This window comes from Paraflavitalea speifideaquila (assembly GCF_032395985.1).
Lineage (GTDB): Bacteria > Bacteroidota > Bacteroidia > Chitinophagales > Chitinophagaceae > Paraflavitalea > Paraflavitalea speifideaquila.
Map to the genome: position 1 here is coordinate 1018824 of NZ_CP135920.1, position 17667 is coordinate 1036490.

The following is a 17667-nucleotide window of genomic DNA, read 5'->3' on the forward strand; positions in this document are numbered from 1 at the left end:
GTGGTTAGTCTTCTTTTTTCTCTTTACGTGGGTTGATGAGCAAAACTTCGTCTACGAGGCCATATTCCTTGGCTTCGAGGGAAGTGAGCCAGTAATCACGTTCACAATCTTTTTCTACCTGTTTTACTGTTTTGCCGGTATGGTAGGAGATGATGTCGTAAAGGTTTTTCTTGATCTTCTTGATCTCGTTGACTGTGATCTCGATATCGCTTGCCTGACCACCAATGGCACCACTAGGCTGGTGCAACATGACCCGGCTGTGTTTTAAGGCAGTACGTTTGCCCTTGGTACCTGCAGTAAGCAAAATGGCCGACATGGAGGCTGCCATACCGATACAGATGGTAGATACGTCGGGGGTAATGTATTGCATGGTATCATATACGCCAAGGCCGGAGTATACGCTACCACCGGGAGAGTTGATATACATTTGGATATCGCGGGTGCGATCGGTGCTTTCCAGGAATAATAACTGGGCAGTCACAATATTGGCTACTTCATCATTGATGGGATAGCCAAGGAAGATGATCCGGTCCATCATCAGACGGCTATATACGTCCATAACAGCCACATTCATAGGGCGTTCTTCAATGATATTGGGCGTAAGATTGGTTACCTGGTATTTTTGGTAATCATTCAACGTATTGCTGGAGATACCCCTGTGCTTCACCGCATATTTTTCAAATTCTTTGCTGAGGTTCATAAGATTTTTCCTATTGATTTAGTGAGCAATTTAAGTCATTTGGGAAATCAATTACCGTGCTATATAAAAATCGGACATTTTGCCATAAAAGCAAGTCAACACCAGTAAAAAGCAGGACCAGCAGTTGTGATAATGGCAGTTCGCCTTACCCGGAATGAGGCGGGAAAGGTTGTGTTTTGATATTTGGTGTTTATTTTATATATTTGTAATGCATCGAGCCACTGGCTTGGCGCCTAAGCAGCAGGGCGATCGCTCCATCCGGGGTGATCGCCCTGACTGTTTACAGGCAATTTAAAACAGCCTAAAATTTCTTAGTGTTGATCATTTTTCTAGGTATAATCAACAGATTATTATCATGAGTAATGATCCATACCTCCTTTATACTTCTATCTCGGTCTGCTTGTAAAGTTGACAGCAGTGCTTCTTTAACATGACTGAAGGAAAAGCTGGCTTTAAAAGGTTAATAATTACAATCTCTACCTTTTGCTGTGCTGCCCGGTAAATAGCATCTTTTAAGGCTGTTTTTCTTGCCTCTTTTTTGTTAGGAGTTTTGATATCGGCAATAGCTTTATTCCTTACCCGGACATCCGGATTTTTGTTGCCAAATACGTCGGGCAGCAGGATTTGTCTTAACACAATTTCCTCTCGATCAAGGCATGGTAGTAATTGAAGTTGGTAGCCCTTTTGAGCAAGCAGTGTACATGCTTCCAGATTATCTGGCAATTCATCTTCTCCATGTAAAGGATGCAAATCTACCCATCCACCGGATGCACTCTCATAAACTCTTAAATAATGTAATTCCATTCGCTATAACTACAGGATGATCAATGGTAGTTAAGCTTTGATCTGCATGGGTAAATGGCGGGTTTCAAATATATTGATATCTGACCATCGGTCCTGGTAGTGTTGAAGCTGCTAAACAAAAAAGCCACCCGGGATGCGGATGGCTTTTGATTATATGATCGATCACCGATTAATGATGGTGATGTTGGTGTTTTTCCAATTCCTTGGTAAACTCTTCCACTGTAACAGGCTTATCGGTAGCATTTACCTGTGTTTCGGCCCAGCCAAATACTTTCTCGGTTTGAATACGCTGGAAGGCATCTTCTACAAATTTCCTGTCCTGCATCATACGGTTGATGTAGTCGGCCACCCAGGGTTGTTCTTCACCACCAGCAGGCATACCCATATAGCTGAACAGCTGGTTCCTGGCAAAAGCCTGCAGATCTTCGGGCTTTACTTCAATATTATTCTCACGTACCAGCTTATCAATGATCAACGTCCATTTAAGCTGATTGGCAAATGTGGGGAACTCATGTTCTGCTTCTTCAGCAGTTTTAGGTTGTTCGCCACCTTGTTGTATCCAGCGTTTCAGGAATGTTTCGGGGAAATCAATTTTAGTATGGTCCAGCAATACATGATACAACTCATGTTGCAGGTGGTTGCTGCCTTGCTTGTCCCAATAAGATTGGATATCAGCTTTCACCGCATTGCGAAACTCTTCTTCGGTCTTGATGCCTTTGCCAGGTAAAGCTGCTTCAAAGAACTCTTCGTTCAGTTCGGCCTTTTCTACCAGGCCTACTTTCGTGATGAGCATATTGAAGAATTTGCCAGCTGCAGCAGCGTTATGCTTGTCAAGGCCAAGATCGCCCAGTACCCACTCTCTTTCTTTTTCGTCGAAAGTTTTGCTCAACTGTACTTGTACAGCATCGTCCTTCTTTCTACCCATGAGGGTTTTGCGGAAGTCTTCTGCAAAATATTTTACCAGCAGGGAATTGTCTTTCTTGATACCACCTTCTACTTCATTACCTTCTTCATCAGTTTCGGTGAAGGTTACATTTAGTACATTATCGTCGCCGGATACTGTTTCAGGATCGGTCATTTTACCGTGGCGCAAACGCAAACGATCAACTTCTTCATTGATCATTTCATCAGTTACGTTTACTTTATAGCGGGTAGTTTTTCAGTAGCCAGGTCAGCTACTTTAAATTCAGGTTTCAAACCAACCTCAAAAGCAAAGGCGTATTCTGTTGGTTCATTCACGTTCAACTGACGGGCGTCATTTTCAGGCAAGGGGAGAGGCTGGGCGAAAATTTCCAGCTTTTCATTTTGCATGAAGTCAGTCAATTGTTTTTCTACTGTTCTCAAAACTTCATCAGTGAAAACGGACTGGCCATGCATTTTTTGATCATGCCGGAGGGTACCATTCCTTTCCTAAATCCTGGTATATTGGCAGTTTTGCTATAATTCTTCAGGGCTTTTTCAAAAGAAGGCAGGTAATCTTCTTTGGCCACTTTAACAGTGATCCTGTCATTCAGCAGGCCTATATTCTCTCTGGTAACTGTTGCCATATTGCTTTTTTTATTGGGGTGCAAAAGTACGGGAAAAATCTGAAGTGGGAGGGCTGAAGCCAGCAATCGGAGGTCAGAAGTTGGAGGATAGGAGTTGAACATGCCGGACCTGCAAAGGCCAGGAGGCCGGCAACAGGAATGTCAGTTGAACCGTAAAAAAGTATTTTGTGTTGATAATCAATGCTATAACTGACCTGCATTTACTCTTTATCCTGCAAGACCAATAAGGGGATCTTGGTTTCATATGCCATGGCAGTGGTACGGCTTTTGGAGAAAATGCGTTCAAAAAAGGTATGGGTATGGGCTACCATCACCAGTAATTCACTGGCATGATGCTGTAGGTACTCATTGATGCCCTGGGTAACGGAATTATTGCTAACGTTCACAAATTCATGGGCATACCCGCTAAAAGCCCGCTCGGTGCTTTTGCGGCCTGCCAATTCTTCCATCTTTACCGTTTCTTTTTGAACATGGAGCACCTGGATCCCGGCGCCGAGGGTTTTGGCTATTTTCAGCAGGGGGTGAAAAGGTTAATGCTGGTTTTGTAGCTGAAGTCGCTGGCATAGGTAATATGCTGGATAGGCTTGTAACCGGCATCGTGGGGAATGATGAGAACAGGTGTTTTCACTTTACGGATCACATTGGTGGTTGTACTGCCAATGATCTTATCCAGTCCTCCGGCTCCTTTCATGCCCATTACAATCAGGTCAACAGGCTGCTCTTTGGTGAGTTCTTTGATTTCGTCCGAAGCAATACCGATACGGACAAGAGATTCAACCTGTACGCCATAGGTAGTATGCAGGTGCTCTGCCTCTTTTTCAGGAGCGTTTCATTTTCCTGCTGCATCTCATCGGCGGTGACCATTACATAAGGCACTTCGCTAACGGGGGTTGGCAGCATATAAGCATGGAATAATACCAGGCGGCTATTGAAAATCCTGGCCAGCTCGGCAGCATATACAGCTGCGTTGCGGGAAACTGGTGAAAAATCTACGGGAACGAGTATCGTTTGCATACTGAAAAGGTTTGTATAAAGTTACCAAAGGTTGGCCGAGGATGGGATAACAAAAACGAATACCAGTATGGCAGATAATAAGCAGTAACAGTGCCCTGAAGCATTGCCACTGGGTCTTATGGGTTAATAGGCTTAGTTTATGGGAGCAGGAGTCAAAATCGGGTTGGGGAGTTTGTTGCCCATTCCGGGAGGGGTAAGATCAGATCATTTTATCTTTTACTATTTTCATCAGATCGGCTTTGTAATTTTCACCAGCTACAATGGTTGCCGTAATACCTTTTAATAAAACCTGGTTGCCTTCTATGCCAGTTATCCGGTCGATGGCGATGATAAATGATTTGTGCACGCGGATGAAGTGTTTGACTGGCAGGCGTTCTACGATGTCTTTCATACTGGTATACACCAGTATTTTTGCCGACCGTATAAATGGCGATATAATTTTTCATGCCCTCTATATAGTCTATTTCGGTCAGGTTTATCTTCAGGAGCTTGCCTTTGGATTCTGTTTTTACAAATATATAATCATCTTCCGGTAACCCTTTGTCTATATCTGTCAAGGTATTGTTCAGTGCCGTGGCCGCTTTTTGTACAGCAGTTAAGAACCGGGGCAGCCGGATGGGCTTTAATAAATAATCCACTACATCCAGTTCATACCCTTCGAGTGCAAACTCACTGTAGGCGGTAGTAAGAATAATTTTGCATTTTCCATTGATGGACCTGATGAAGTCGATGCCCGATAGTTCGGGCATTTGGATATCCAGGAAGATGAGATCAACCTTTTGGGTGGCTACTATTTGCAGGGCTTCCAGGGGATTGGTAGTAGAAGCTACCAGTTGCAGCAGTGGTGTTTGGCCAATATAATGCAACAATATATCGAGCGCATGCTGTTCATCGTCAATAATAAGGCAGCGTATCATCTTGAATGGATGGTTAAGTGTGTAGTGTAAAGTTCGTGTTCGTCTTTTATAATCAGGGCATACTGGTCTTTATAGGCAAGGTCCAGTCGCTTTTGATATTGTCAAGGCCGATGCCGGTTGATAATTCTTTGGGGCCTGTTTTCTTTTTGTTGCGGCAAAAGAATTGGAGGCTCTTGTGTTCAACGATCAATTTGATGTCTATTGGATATTCGGAACTTTTGAGATCACCATGCTTGAAAGCATTTTCTACAATAGTAATGAGTACAAAAGGTATGATGGTGATGCTATTTACTATCCCATTCACTTCAAAGTTTACCAGCAGGTTGTTATTATACCGTAGCTGGTGTATCCTGATCACGTTGCGTACATGCTCTATTTCGTCTTTCAGGGCGGCTTTCCCTTCCTTGATATTTTGCTCACTTAAGGCATAGCGCATAATATCACTTAGTGTAAGTATGCCTTCTGATAATTCATTGGAATAGGGTAGGGATTTGGCATACAGGAAATTGAGGGTATTGTGAAGGAAGTGGGGGTTGATCTGTGCTTTCAGGAAGTTTAGGTTGGCGTTGGTTTTTTCTATTTCCAATTGTAGCTTTTCTTCTTCCAGCACCTTTCTTTGTTTTTTTCATCTCTTAAATTGGCGATAAATGCAATGACAATAGAGGGCGCTGCGGAAAGGATAAAGCACATAAAAAGAGGGCCATTGCGATGGGGGCACTCCAGGCGCCTTCTTTTGCATCTGGCTTCATGTAACCATCTATAATAAACCAGGCAAAGAGTATGGTTGTTACCAGGATTGTTGACAGTAAAAAATGAAAGAACCCTTTCTTTTCAGCCAGGAGATGGTAAAAATGGTTCAGGCTGAAATAGTAAAACCAGGTATAAAATACAAAGCCTACGGCTATGTTGATCAGGGTCCAGGCATCCAGGAGTGATTTCAGAAATAGGGATTGTTCCTATCAGGTGTCATGATGTAGGAAAGCTCTGCAATCACCAATACCACAATATGTATGGTCAATACCATCCAGCATACTTTCCTGACCGAAAACCTTTTTTTATGGGGCAATATTCTAAACAAGGTTGAAACTATTTTATTGGCTGATGATGGCTTTAAGATAGCAAACATAATGCACACGGGATTTTATCGGTATAAAGGGATAGGTTCATATTTTCCGGCCATGCGTTTTCAGCATCATTTCAAGTGCATCTGATCCAGCTCCCAGGGGAATGGCTTCCAAATCGAAGCCTGTTTGATGCGTAGTATCGCTGTCCATTGGCTGAATGGGGCTAGCGATAACAGCTTTTGTAGTTGGAGGATGTAGGGTAGGCCAATTTTCTGAAGTACCTGTATTGTCGGCAACCAGGAAGAAGGTGGTGACCCGCTGCCGGCAGACCAGTTTTGAAGGGATAATGATTACCGTTGTGCGGGTAGGTGGTGTGAATTGGCTGTCTGCTTTGAGTAAACTGGTGTCGGTCCTGTGCTGGGCTATTAAGGCCATGGTGGAACCAGGTGATAGGTGGAGGGCCACGCTATTGGAAGTTTGGGCATGGGCGGAATTTTTGAACAGGATGAGGAGGTAGAAAAATAAGCGGAACATAACATTAGTTTTTTGTTTGATAGAATAGGTTGTTATCATTCATGGATCAAACTTATAAAGGGCTGGAGACGGGGCGAAAAATGTTATACCAATAGGGGTATTGGCGGTACAAAACGGTCAGGGGCCTTGTTGCCAGGTCAAGGGGTAATACACCGGGTCAAAAAGTCGGCAGAGGAGGTCTTGTCTGGCAGATGAGAAAAGGCTGGGCTGGCAAGCTGACACCTATTTTAGGGTGGAATTGCAGGATACAAAAAATGGTACAAAATTGGGGCAATAGAGAAAGGTGGCTGAAAATGCAGTTTGCCTGCCTACCTGGCCACACCGGCATCCGTCCACAACCTGCTGGAATTGAAAGAAAACGCTTGATCTTAAGGGATAAAAATAAAAAAGCGGGACTAATAAGTCCCGCCAGGTGCGGATGACAGGAATCGAACCTGCATGGGTCACCCCGCTAGATCCTAAGTCTAGTGCGTCTGCCAGTTTCGCCACATCCGCAGGGTTGAAAAATCCTAATCACCTTGATTAGGGGTGAAAAGGATTGCAAAAGTAGGAGATTTAAGAGAAAACAGAAAAACACTTTCTTTTACTGTAAATTCGTTTGAATACAAATATGGATACTGTAGCTGCGATACCGAAATATAATTTGAATGAGGAGCAGGAGAAAAAGCTGATACTCCGCGAATACCGTGCTTTATTGCGAGCCCTGAAGCCCAAATTAAAGCCGGGGATAAAGAGCTGCTGCGCCGGGCCTTTGAAATGGCTGCGGATGCGCATAAAACCATGCGTCGTAAGAGTGGAGAGCCCTATATTCTGCACCCGCTGGCGGTAGCCCGGATTGGGATAGAAGAGATCGGCCTGGGGGTTCGGTCTACCATTTGTGCGCTCTTGCATGATACAGTAGAGGATACGGATATTACGCTGGAAGATATTGAGCGGGAATTTGGGTCAGAAATTGCCCGGATCGTAGACGGGTTGACTAAAATTGCCAACGTAATTGATGTAAATGCATCGCAGCAGGCAGAAAACTTTAAAAGATCCTGCTGACCTTAACAGACGATCCGCGTGTGATCCTGATCAAATTAAGTGACCGGCTGCACAATATGCGTACGCTGGATAGTATGAAGCGGGAAAAGCAGTTGAAAATAGCTTCGGAAACCGTTTATGTATATGGTCCGCTGGCACACCGGATGGGCTTGTACAATATCAAAACGGAAATGGAAGACCTGTCCATGAAATACCTGGAGCCGGAGGCCTATCGTGAGATAGCGCGTAAGCTGGCCGAAACGAAAAGGGAACGGTCGAGGTATATCAATGAGTTTATCCGTCCTATCCGGGAGAAGCTGGAGAAGATCAATTTTGAGTTTGAGATATATGGCCGCCCCAAGAGCATCCATTCCATCTGGAATAAGATGAAGAAAAAAGGGGTATCTTTTGAGGAGGTTTATGACCTGTTTGCCATCCGGGTAATCCTGAACACTACTCAGGAAAAGGAAAAAGAAGCTTGTTGGAAAGTGTATTCCATTATTACGGATGAGTATACGCCTTCGCCGGAACGTTTGCGTGACTGGCTCAGCAATCCCAAATCAAATGGTTATGAAGCATTGCATACTACGGTAATGGGGCCCCAGGGTAAGTGGGTGGAAGTGCAGATCCGTACAAAGCGGATGAATGAAATTGCCGAAAAGGGGTTGGCGGCGCACTGGAAGTATAAGGAAGGTACGAATGATGAAAGCCGTTTTGATAAATGGTTCCAGCAAATACGGGAGGTACTTAATAACCCGGACAATGATTCCATTGATTTTCTGCAGGATTTCAAAACCAGTTTCCTGGCGGAGGAAATCTATGTATATACGCCGAAAGGGGATGTGAAAATGCTGCCTGTCAGCTCTACAGCGCTGGATTTTGCCTTTTCCATTCACAGTGCGGTAGGATCGCAGTGTATTGGTGCCAAAGTGAACCATAAGCTGGTGCCCATTAGTCATAAGTTGCGCAGTGGTGACCAGGTGGAGATCATTACTTCGGCCAAACAAAAGCCTTCTGAAGACTGGATCAATATTGTAATCACAGCCAAGGCCAAAAGTAAGATCAAGGATGCGCTGAAGGAGGAAAAGCGAAAGGTAGCCGATGAAGGAAAGTATACGCTTCAACGAAAAGTAGAAGCATTGGGTGCTGCATTTAACCAGCACAACGTTGATGTGCTGACGGCGTTTTACAAATTGCAATCACCACTCGATCTGTATTACCAGATATCGATAAAAGCCCTCGATCTCAAGGAACTCAAGGATTTCCAGGTACTGGGCGATAAACTGGAGCCTCCCAAGCCCGTTAAGCCGGTCATTGAGCATAAGCATGAACAAACTACCCTGCCTAAAAAGGATGCCGAATTAATCATCTTTGGAGAAAGCAGTGATAAAATTGTATATACACTTGCCAATTGTTGCAAACCGATTCCAGGTGATGATGTATTTGGGTTTGTTACAACTGGAAAGGGACTTACTATTCACCGCACCAATTGTCCCAACGCCACGAAACTACTGTCTAACTACGGACATCGTGTGGTAAAAACCAAATGGGCGCGCAATAAGGAGATTTCATTCCTAACAGGTCTCAAGATCGTAGGTATTGATGATGTAGGTGTGATCCATAAGATCACCAACCTGATATCTGGTGAGATGAAAATCAATATCAACGCGATGACGATTGAGGCTAAGGATGGATTGTTTTACGGAAATGTGAAAGTGTATGTTCATGATAAGGAGGAGTTGGATGAACTTGTAGAAAGATTGAAACGACTGCCTGGTATTGAAACAGTCGACCGGTATGATACAGAAGCTTAATTGTTTGGATAAACTATTTTTTTCCCCTATCTTAGTGTTTGGGTTATTGTTATACAAGCACACCTTTACCTCCATTTGTATTCTGTATCCGTGTGCAGCTTAAAGCTAATCTCCATTGTCTTGAGCTATATCCGGTATAGAACAGACATTTTTAAAACCAACCAAAACGAAACAACATGAGAAATTTTCGCAACAAGATAACTTAGCTTACGGCCTCTCTCCGACGTGATAATTCTCCAACCTACTCTCAGATATCGTAAAGTCCGTACTATCAATGCATTCACAACATGCAGGATAGTTATTTATTGACGTAACCTTCGCCCCGGCAACCCTCCCTTGCTAACCCGTACCGTGTCCGTATCTCATCAGGTACTGCGTGGCACTGCCATGCCTTACCGGTCCTATAAAACACATATTCATAACCAAAAAGCTACACCAACATGAGACAAATGTTGAAACAGGCGCTGCTTGTGTTCATGGCCGTTGCATTACCAGCAATGTTATGGGCACAGATAGCGGTGTCTGGAACCGTTACAGATGCTTCCGGCAAAACGATTCCGGGTGCTTCTATCAGACTTAAAAATTCCAACCTCGGCACTTCCACAGATGTCAATGGAAAATTTAACCTAACGATCCCTGGTACAGGAGGGACGTTGGAGATCTCTGCAATCAGTTTTAAATCACAGACCTTACAGGTAAGTTCGGCCAATGCCAGTTTATCCATTCAGTTAGCAGAAGATGTGGGCAAATTGGATGAAGTGATCGTAACAGGTCTTGCTACGAGTGTGAAAAGAAGGAACCTGGCCAATGCGGTGGCTACCATATCGAATAAAGACCTGAATGGTACTGCCCCTGCACAAACCTTTGATGCTGCGCTGAATGGTAAAATTACCGGTGCTTATATCAATGCGAACTCCGGCGCTCCGGGGAGGTATTTCGGTAAAACTGCGTGGCGTAACCTCTATTTTTGGTAATACACAGCCGCTGTATGTAGTGGATGGTGTATTCATTGATAATACGTCTACCTCGGCGGGTCTGACCTTTGTAACAGGTGCGGTGAGGAATGCTGCCACCAGTAACCAGGACAATCCTTCCAGCCGGATAGCCGACCTGCGGGCTGACGATATTGAGAATATTGAAATATTAAAAGGCGCTTCAGCTGCTGCTATCTATGGGTCGAAAGCTGCTGCTGGTGTAATTTTGGTCACTACCAAACGTGGCAAACAAGGAAGGACGAAAGTTAGCTTTGCTCAGGATATCGGTTTTGTAAAGGTCAGGAAGTTGTTGGGCTCCCGGCAGTTGACCTCTAAAATTGTAGCCGACCAGGGATGGGATGTTGCAGAATACAATGCAGCAGTAGCTGCCGGTAAGATATACGATTATGAGAAAGAGGTCTTTGGTGAAACAGGGCTTACCCGCAATAGTACGATCAGTTTGACGGGGGGACAGAGAAAACGAGTTTTTATTTTTCTGCCTCACAAAAAAATGAAGCAGGTATTGTTAAGAACACCGGATTCCGGAGTAATAGTCTGCGGCTGAATGTAGATCACCGACTCAATGATGATGTCAAGATTGGGGTATCGGCCAACTATATCAATTCATCGGCCGACCGGGGTGTTACCAACAACGATAATAACTCTATTTCTTATGGTGTGGCCCTATCTTCTACACCAGGCTTTACAGAGTTGCATCCGGATGCCAACGGCAATTTTCCCCGCAACAAGTACAGTGGTTCTAATCCGCTGGAAACGATCGCCATGGCAACGAATAATGAAGGGGTGAACCGTTTTATCACCGGTTTCAATATAGATGCAATATTTCAAAGATCAACCAACTCCACCACCCGTTTCATTGGCCGTGGCGGGGTAGATTTTTATAACTTGAAAACGCTTGCGCTTTTCCCGAATACCCTTCAGGGGCAGGAGATCAATGAGGGTACTTCAGCACAGGGGTTTGCTAAAAGCTTAAGTTCCAATTTCATCCTGTCTTTGGTGAATAACTTCAATCCATCACCTGATGTAAGCTTGACTACTTCGGCAGGCATTACACAGGAAAACGGCAATTTTGATAACATATTGAACATTGCTACACGCCTGGTAGGTGGTCAGTCCAACATTAATATGGCGGGCGCCCTGACGGCCATACAATTCCGCAACAAGAACCAGGATAATGGCATTTTTATACAGGAGGAGGCCAGTCTTTTCGATGCGGTTACGCTTACTGCAGGCATTCGTTTTGACAGGTCGACCAATAATGGGGAGGCGTCGAAAAATTTTGCATATCCCAAAGCAGGCTTGTCCTGGAACCTGACACGTATGAATTTCTGGAAAAGTAATTTGTTTGACAACCTGAAGATCAGGGCGGCTTATGGGCAGGCAGGTAACTTCCCGGTATTTGGCAGTAAGTTCAACTCAATGGTTGTGGCCAATACGAGCGGTTTGGTAGGTACCCTGGTAAGCACTATACGGGGTAATACGGAAATTGAACCGGAAAGAACAGCCGAGTTGGAAGCGGGCATTGACTTCAGTATGCTGAACAGCAGACTGAATTTTGAATTGACCTTTTATAACAAAACGATTACGGGATTTTTGCTGCAACGTCCGGTGGCTGGCTCCACTGGTTTCAGTACACAATGGATCAATGCGGGCGACCTACGTAACCGGGGTGTTGAGATCAGTGTAAACGCACTACCTGTAGCCGCCAAGGATATCCGTTGGACAACAACGGTCAATTTTTGGATGAACCGCTCTAAAATAACCAAGCTGGATGTTGATCCGGTAGAGCTAGGTGCTTTTTCTACTGGCCTGGGTATATTCAGGATTGAGAAAGGGGCAACAGCTACGCAGATCGTAGGTAAGGATGGCGCAAATGGCGTTCATAAGCTGGGCGATATAGAACCCAAGTTCCAGATGAATTTCTTCAACGAAATAACCATCCTCCAAAACATCAGTCTGCGGTTCCTGCTGCATTGGAAGCATAAAGGGGATAACCTGAACCTGAGTGAGTTCCTGACGGACCTGGGTGGTACCAGTCCTGACTTTGACAAGGATGATGATGGTAATGGTGTTGTAAATGGTATACAGCGCGTCAATGATTACCTCAGTCCTTCTGCCCGCAATTTTGTGCAGGAAGCTGGCTATTTGCGCTTAAGGGAGGTCGGGTTGTACTATACCTTCTCCAAATTGCCCACGAATGTTATTAAAGGGCTTCGCGTGGGTATTTCTGCCAATAATTATTGGACCAAAACGAAATACAGGAGCTATGATCCGGAAGTATCGAACTTCGGAACAGGTTTCTCGACCAATGTGGAAGTAATGCCATTCCCGGCTTCCAAGCGGGCCACTTTCCACCTGGCAGTTGATTTTTAAACTACAAAAGAAGAACAATGAAAAAGAAATTCATCATCTATATCATCGCCGTTTTTGTGGGGCGGCTTTATTTACCTCTTGCAAAAAAGAGATCGGCAACCTGAATAATCCGATCATTGAGGATTATTTTCCCAATGCATCCAAGCCGCAATTGGATAACCTCATAATAGGAACCGAATCGGGCTTGCGTAATAACATGGAACTGTATTTGGAAGTAGTAGGGGTGATAGGGCGGGAGCTATACCGGTTTTCCAGTTCGGACCCACGCTATGTAACGGATCTTTTGGGTGTAGGATCCACTGTACTCGACAATAACGCTTTCTATTTGACCAATAACTGGAATGCGCGGTACCGGGTAGTGAAAAACTGTGATCTATTGATCTCTGCTACCAATAGTACGAATGCTGATATTGCGGCTGCTGTTAAAAAGGGGTATCTGGGTTTTGCGAAGACGATTAAAGCTTACCAGTTGTTATTGAACCTCAACCTCACTTATACGAATGGTGTACGTGTGGATGTAGTTGATCCCGAAAATCGGGGCCCTTTTTTAGGATATCCCGAATCACTGCAAGCTATTGCTGGTTTGTTGGATGAAGCAAAAACCGATCTGACAGGGGCTAATATCCAGTTTGCGCTTTCAAGGGTTTTGATGGTTTCAACAACGCTGCGGGGTTGATCAAATTTAACCGTGCCATAGCCGCCAGGGTAGCGGCCTACCGGCAGTTATGGCCTGCTGTGCTGACAGCGCTGAATGAATCGTATTTCGATTTGAATGGCGCTTTCGATCTGGGTGTTAAAATGGTTTATTCAACAGGCCCGAATGATCAGGTAAATGGGGCTTTTTTCCCTCAGAATAGAGGGGGAGAGGTGAGGCTGGCGCATCCGAGCTATGCTACTGATATCCTTCCAGGGGATGACAGGATATTGAAAGCCTCTTTGCGTAATAATCCTGCTTCCTACGGTGAATTGAGCAGCAACCGGGATGTATGGGTGTTTAAGAGTGCTACCGACCCTTTTGGAGTGGTCAGGAATGAAGAGTTAATCCTGTTATATGCGGAGGCCAAGATCCAACTAACGCAGATACCGGACGGTGTGGTGGCTTTGAACAGGATCAGAACAGGGCATAACCTGGCTGTTTATGCCGGGGCTGTTACACAGGCGGCCCTACTTACTGAAATGTTGTACCAACGCAGGTATTCTTTGTTTTTTGAAGGGCACCGCTGGTAGATATGAGGCGGTATAACCGCCTGAACCAGTTGCCGATCGACAAGCCCGGTTATGATGTGTGGGATAAATTCCCAAGACCATTGACAGAGAATTAAGATACTGGTAATTAAGTGCCTGACAGGTTTATCAAGGTTGCAAAAATAACCATGGCAACCGGGTGTAACCTGTCAGGTTTTTTATTTCCCGTTTTTAACACATTCGCCTATTTTTGCCCTCCCGTTGCTTAGCGGGTTCAGCAAATCATACAAATACTCAGATAGATGGTTGATGTTTTATTAGGTCTTCAGTGGGGCGATGAAGGCAAAGGGAAAATTGTGGATTATTTTGCTCCTTCCTACGATGTTATAGCCCGTTTTCAGGGTGGTCCCAATGCAGGTCATACCCTGTATGTAAAAGATAAAAGGTTGTACTGCACCAGATCCCTTCTGGTATATTCCATGAAAATACGACCAACCTGATCGGTAATGGGGTAGTATTGGATGCGGTAACGCTGCGCAGGGAATGTGAAACAGTCCAGTCTTTTGGCGTGGATTATCGTAAGAACCTGTATATCTCAGAAAGAACGCACCTTATTCTACCCACGCACAGGGCACTGGATAAAGCATCTGAGTTGCAGAAAGGCAATGAGAAGATCGGTTCTACCTTGAAAGGTATTGGGCCAGCTTATATGGACAAAACGGGCCGTAATGGTCTGCGGGTTGGTGACTTGCTCGACAAAAGCTTTACCACTCAATATATTAAGCTACGTTTGAAACACCAGAAGCTGCTGGATAGCATGAATTTTCATGAAGATATCTCAGCTTGGGAAGAAGAGTTCTTCGATGCACTGGAGTTTATGCGCCAGTTCAAGATCGTCAATGGAGAATATTTCATCAATGATAAGATCAGTCAGGGCAAGAAGGTGCTGGCCGAAGGTGCACAGGGAAGCATGCTGGATGTGGATTTCGGTACTTTCCCTTTGTGACTTCCTCTAATACCATTTCTGCCGGTGTATGTACGGGCTTGGGTGTAGCGCCTCAAAAGATCCGGGATGTAATAGGTGTTACCAAGGCCTATTGTACCCGGGTGGGAAGTGGTCCTTTCCCTACGGAATTGAATGATGTGATGGGTGAAGAATTGCGCCGTATTGGCAATGAATTTGGTGCCACTACCGGAAGGCCCCGCCGTTGTGGCTGGATTGACCTGGTAGCCCTCAACTTTGCCTGTATGGTAAATGGGGTAACAAAGCTGGTGATGACGAAGGCCGATGTGCTGGATGCTTTTGACGAGCTAAAAGTGTGTACTTCATACGTGGTAAACGGGGAGAAAACGGCCCAGGTTCCCTTCCAGATGACCAGGGTGGCCATTGAACCCGAATGGAAATCCTTTAAAGGTTGGAAACAGGATGTAAGCGGCCTTAAATCGGCGGCTCAACTGCCTGCGGTGATGACAGATTATGTTGGATTTATCAATGATTACCTGGGTGTGAAAGTTGCTTATATCTCCAATGGGCCAGGCCGGGATCAATTAATAGAAATATAGTATTTCTGGTGAAATATTTGTTTCTTAGAGAACGGGATGTATCTTACTAGTATATAATAAAATGTGCGGATAAGATTGGCACAAATCATTGTGAAAGTTGGGAAAGTATGGTTTTATTATAAGTACTTTGAAGTGTATATTTACCAGTAAAATTTTTTAATAAAAAGTTTGGCGAATTAAAAAGTTCGCTGAAATTTACAGCATAATCTTACCAGACAATGGCAGCAAAATCTGACAAAGAAAAAAAAAGACCGGCGGAAGCCCTGCACCAAAGTCTTCTAAGGAAACTCCTAAAAAAGCCTCATCGAAATCTAAGAAAGAAGAAGATGAGGATGATGAAGACCTTGAGGATGATGATACGGAAACAACACCCAAAGCCTCTAAGAAAGGTGGTAAAGCCTCTGCTAAGAAAAGCGATGAGGAGGATGACGATGATGATGACGACATCGGTGATGATGATGAGGTAGATGATTGGGATAAACCTGAAGAAGAAGAGGAATGGGATCCTGACTTCGAAGAGTTTGACTTACCCAAGTCAAAGACTAAGAAAGCTGGTTCCAACGGTGGCACAGGCGCTGGCAAAAAAGCAGGAAAAGATGAGGATGATCTTGGCCTTGATGATGAATTCAAGGATATGGATCTCTTTAATGATCGTGGATTTGATGACGAAGAAGATGATTTTTAATCAACAGCGTTCTTGAGGCGCTACGGCACGCGTGAGCAGAAGTTTTACTTCATTCCCGATAAAAGATTTTAAGCAAACTAAATTGCAAATGTTGAACTGGTGTAACCGGTTCAACATCTGTTCTTTCCTGGATAGCCAACTATACCCATCCTCTTTTCAACGCTATGAATGTTTGGCTGCGGCTGGTGCCATTCATTCCATTACACTTCCAGCTTCTGAAACAGTCTTTACCAATCTAAGGGATTTTTATGAACAGCATGGCGACTGGCTTTTTGGCCATTTGGGATATGACCTCAAGAATGGCTTAGAGCCATTGGTGAGCGAACATCCTGATGGCATCGGTTTTCCAGACTTGTTCTTTTTGTGCCGCAAGTAATCATTCAGTTGGATGAGCATTCCATCCTTATTGGTTCTTTACAGCAGGACCACGAGCTCATTTACCAACAGATCATGGCGGCAGGGTTTCCTGAAGTAACATCCCATAAGACAGCTTTCACCATTCACCCGCGACTTGAAAGGGACGAATACCTGCAGATAATTCGAGCTCTACAACAACATATTTTGCGGGGTGATTGCTATGAAATTAATTACTGCCAGGAGTTTTATGCTACTGATGCTGTGATCGATCCGCTATCGGTATACCTCTCGTTGGGCCAAACTTCGCCCAATCCTTTCGCGGCTTACTACAAAGTGGAAGATCATTACCTGGTATGTGCCAGCCCAGAGCGTTATCTAAAAAGGAAGGCGCCAGGTTATTCTCCCAACCAATCAAAGGAACCTGGCAAAGGGACCTTAGGAACGAGGAAGTTGATCTTAAGAATAAAGAGCAATTGTATCATAGTGCCAAAGACCGGTCGGAGAACGTGATGGTGGTAGACCTGGTGCGGAATGACCTTTCTAAAGTGTGTGAGGAAGGGACGGTGCAGGTGGAGGAATTGTATGGTATTTATAGTTTTCCGCAAGTACACCAAATGATCTCAACGGTGAGTGGTCGGCTACGGGAGGACCTTCATTTTATGGATGCGATCAGGCATACTTTCCCCATGGGTTCTATGACTGGGGCGCCAAAGCGGCGGGTGATGGAATTGATTGAGCAATATGAAAAATAAAGAGAGGGGTTTTTCTGGTGCGTTGGGATATATTACGGCTGCTGGCGACTTTGACTTTAATGTAGTGATACGTAGTATTCTATATAATGCTTCTACCCGGTACCTCTCTTTTCAAGCGGGGTCGGGCATTACCTTTATAGTAATCCGGAAGGGGAATATGAGGAATGCCTGTTAAAAGCGGCAGCTATTAAAAAGTCTTGGTGGGCCAATAATATAAGGTTAAGTAAATCTAACCGAATTGCAGGCGAGTGCAGATCAGGGGAGTGGTCACAGAAACGGCCTGTTTTGGGAGCTGTAAAATCGCTTGGATACGGACTTGGCATCTATTTTCTAGCCAGTA

General features: G+C 44.6%; 15 protein-coding genes, 1 tRNA gene and 6 pseudogenes. 10 read left to right on the forward strand and 12 right to left on the reverse strand.

All coding sequences use genetic code 11. The annotated features are described in order from the left end of the window. Nucleotides 1-4: 4 nt before the first annotated feature. The 12 genes and pseudogenes from RS881_RS07250 to RS881_RS07305 all read right to left on the reverse strand — a co-directional run bounded on the left by RS881_RS07250 (nucleotide 5) and on the right by RS881_RS07305 (nucleotide 7075). Nucleotides 5-700 carry a ClpP family protease gene (locus RS881_RS07250; protein WP_315820459.1) on the reverse strand — a complete coding sequence of 232 codons (696 nt, stop codon included), beginning with the start codon at nucleotides 698-700 and terminating at the stop codon, nucleotides 5-7. Nucleotides 701-1078: 378 nt separating this feature from the next. After that, nucleotides 1079-1504: a hypothetical protein gene (locus RS881_RS07255; RefSeq protein WP_315820460.1), complete on the reverse strand. Its 426-nt coding sequence runs from the start codon at nucleotides 1502-1504 to the stop codon at nucleotides 1079-1081. 169 nt (nucleotides 1505-1673) lie between these two features. Further along, on the reverse strand, nucleotides 1674-2627 hold the full coding sequence (locus RS881_RS07260; protein WP_315820461.1) for a trigger factor: 954 nt from the start codon (nucleotides 2625-2627) through the stop codon (nucleotides 1674-1676). Nucleotides 2628-2641: 14 nt separating this feature from the next. After that, nucleotides 2642-3153, reverse strand: a pseudogene (locus RS881_RS59105) (trigger factor). 98 nt (nucleotides 3154-3251) lie between these two features. Next, the gene (locus tag RS881_RS07275) at nucleotides 3252-3530 is read right to left on the reverse strand and encodes a putative universal stress family protein (RefSeq protein WP_315820464.1); all 279 of its coding nucleotides are present in this window, start codon (nucleotides 3528-3530) and stop codon (nucleotides 3252-3254) included. Nucleotides 3531-3562: 32 nt separating this feature from the next. After that, a pseudogene (locus tag RS881_RS07280) lies at nucleotides 3563-4065 on the reverse strand (universal stress protein). A 199-nt stretch (nucleotides 4066-4264) separates the two neighbouring features. Continuing rightward, nucleotides 4265-4456 (reverse strand): LytTR family transcriptional regulator DNA-binding domain-containing protein, encoded by a 192-nt coding sequence (locus RS881_RS59110; protein ID WP_350340097.1) that lies wholly within the window; start codon nucleotides 4454-4456, stop codon nucleotides 4265-4267. Between the two features lie 256 nt (nucleotides 4457-4712). Continuing rightward, nucleotides 4713-4982: pseudogene (locus tag RS881_RS59115) on the reverse strand (LytR/AlgR family response regulator transcription factor); the annotation flags it as partial. A 52-nt stretch (nucleotides 4983-5034) separates the two neighbouring features. Further along, complete coding sequence (locus RS881_RS07290; RefSeq protein WP_315820466.1) at nucleotides 5035-5592, reverse strand: sensor histidine kinase; 558 nt, start codon at nucleotides 5590-5592, stop codon at nucleotides 5035-5037. A 327-nt stretch (nucleotides 5593-5919) separates the two neighbouring features. Next, nucleotides 5920-6108 (reverse strand): hypothetical protein, encoded by a 189-nt coding sequence (locus RS881_RS07295; protein ID WP_315820467.1) that lies wholly within the window; start codon nucleotides 6106-6108, stop codon nucleotides 5920-5922. Between the two features lie 37 nt (nucleotides 6109-6145). Beyond that, nucleotides 6146-6580, reverse strand: a complete 435-nt coding sequence (locus tag RS881_RS07300) for a hypothetical protein (RefSeq protein ID WP_315820468.1) — start codon at nucleotides 6578-6580, stop codon at nucleotides 6146-6148. A gap of 413 nt (nucleotides 6581-6993) precedes the next feature. Continuing rightward, nucleotides 6994-7075, reverse strand: a tRNA-Leu gene (locus RS881_RS07305). Between the two features lie 285 nt (nucleotides 7076-7360). Here RS881_RS07305 and RS881_RS07310 point away from each other — a divergent pair. The 10 genes and pseudogenes from RS881_RS07310 (at nucleotide 7361) to RS881_RS07355 (ending at nucleotide 17502) form a co-directional block, all read left to right on the forward strand. Then, nucleotides 7361-9417: pseudogene (locus tag RS881_RS07310) on the forward strand (RelA/SpoT family protein). 440 nt (nucleotides 9418-9857) lie between these two features. After that, a complete protein-coding gene (locus RS881_RS07315) occupies nucleotides 9858-10391 on the forward strand; it encodes a carboxypeptidase-like regulatory domain-containing protein (protein WP_315820469.1) in 534 nt (177 codons plus the stop codon). Then, the gene (locus RS881_RS07320; protein WP_315820470.1) at nucleotides 10324-10956 is read left to right on the forward strand and encodes a TonB-dependent receptor plug domain-containing protein; all 633 of its coding nucleotides are present in this window, start codon (nucleotides 10324-10326) and stop codon (nucleotides 10954-10956) included. Before RS881_RS07315 ends, RS881_RS07320 begins: the two co-directional genes overlap by 68 nt. Nucleotides 10957-11069: 113 nt before the next feature. Continuing rightward, entirely contained in the window at nucleotides 11070-12785 is a 1716-nt protein-coding gene (locus tag RS881_RS07325; protein WP_315820471.1) for a TonB-dependent receptor domain-containing protein, read from the forward strand. Further along, the gene (locus tag RS881_RS07330) at nucleotides 12775-13461 is read left to right on the forward strand and encodes a hypothetical protein (RefSeq protein ID WP_315820472.1); all 687 of its coding nucleotides are present in this window, start codon (nucleotides 12775-12777) and stop codon (nucleotides 13459-13461) included. Before RS881_RS07325 ends, RS881_RS07330 begins: the two co-directional genes overlap by 11 nt. Then, the gene (locus RS881_RS07335; protein ID WP_315820473.1) at nucleotides 13458-14012 is read left to right on the forward strand and encodes a RagB/SusD family nutrient uptake outer membrane protein; all 555 of its coding nucleotides are present in this window, start codon (nucleotides 13458-13460) and stop codon (nucleotides 14010-14012) included. The genes RS881_RS07330 and RS881_RS07335 overlap by 4 nt, the downstream gene beginning before the upstream one ends. 260 nt (nucleotides 14013-14272) lie before the next feature. After that, a pseudogene (locus tag RS881_RS07340) lies at nucleotides 14273-15533 on the forward strand (adenylosuccinate synthase). A 773-nt stretch (nucleotides 15534-16306) separates the two neighbouring features. After that, complete coding sequence (locus RS881_RS07345) at nucleotides 16307-16594, forward strand: hypothetical protein (RefSeq protein ID WP_315820474.1); 288 nt, start codon at nucleotides 16307-16309, stop codon at nucleotides 16592-16594. Then, nucleotides 16582-17327, forward strand: a pseudogene (locus tag RS881_RS07350) (chorismate-binding protein). The gene RS881_RS07345 and the pseudogene RS881_RS07350 overlap by 13 nt, the downstream one beginning before the upstream one ends. After that, nucleotides 17317-17502 carry a chorismate-binding protein gene (locus RS881_RS07355; protein ID WP_315820475.1) on the forward strand — a complete coding sequence of 62 codons (186 nt, stop codon included), beginning with the start codon at nucleotides 17317-17319 and terminating at the stop codon, nucleotides 17500-17502. Before RS881_RS07350 ends, RS881_RS07355 begins: the two are co-directional and overlap by 11 nt. Nucleotides 17503-17667: the final 165 nt, after the last annotated feature.